The organism is Moraxella sp. (assembly GCF_024227015.1).
Classification (GTDB): Bacteria; Pseudomonadota; Gammaproteobacteria; order Pseudomonadales; family Moraxellaceae; genus Moraxella.
The window spans coordinates 1-769 of the sequence record NZ_JAAELD010000332.1 but is presented as its reverse complement, the minus strand read 5'-3'; the positions used below and the strand labels follow the sequence as shown (position 1 = coordinate 769).

Below are 769 nucleotides of genomic sequence, written 5' to 3'. Positions count from 1 at the left end.
TTTGCATTAATTTCAATAAGTTATCGATAAAATTACAAATTTGTAAAAAAAGTTGCGCCATAGTAATTTGTGTATATTGATACCTGTTTTGCTGCCGGCGATATTCTTTCAGTTTTAGTTTAGAGACTGTCGAGCCAGGCCAGGATATCTTCTTTATGATCCCAATCGATGAGTTCATCCAATTTTGGATCGTGTTTAAGAGCTGATTGGGCGTACTGAATAAATTTCTTTTGCACGCTGCGTTTGTGAGTCAGATCCATGTGCAAGTAAACCATGGTGGATTGGATATTTTCGTGTCCCAGGCGGATTTTGATGTCGGTAATGGCATGACCACAGCTGAGCATATTAACGGCTCGTGAGTGTCGGAAGCTGTGCGCCGCATTGATGGCGTTAAGTCGTTTCGGCGGCAGGGTGCGCCGAAGATATTTTTGGCATAACCGATGGATGCCCGAGCGTGTTAATGCCTGTCCGCGCTGGTTGATAAAAAGCCGATGGCGATACAGCGGTTTTGGAGCGGTGCGATATTTTTGGATATACAGTGTAAGCAGTTCGCAGGTTTTAGGTCACAGCTCAATTTGACGGAAGCGATTGCCTTTGCCTAAGATGGCCAGTGTTTGGTTGTGGGCATTGAAGTAATCCAGATTAAGAGTTGCGATCTCGGTTGCCCGGGCGCCGGAGTCAAAGAGCAGATGCAACAGACAATAGTCTCGCAAGCCTTCACTTTTGTTCAAATCAACGACATTGTAGAGATCCATAATTTCTTCCGGAT

The 769-nt window shown here is 44.7% G+C and carries 1 pseudogene; it reads right to left on the bottom strand.

Going from position 1 to position 769, the window contains the following annotated elements:
• Positions 1-119: 119 nt before the first annotated feature.
• Positions 120-755, bottom strand: a pseudogene (locus GY683_RS07445) (tyrosine-type recombinase/integrase).
• Between the last annotated feature and the right edge of the window lie 14 nt (positions 756-769).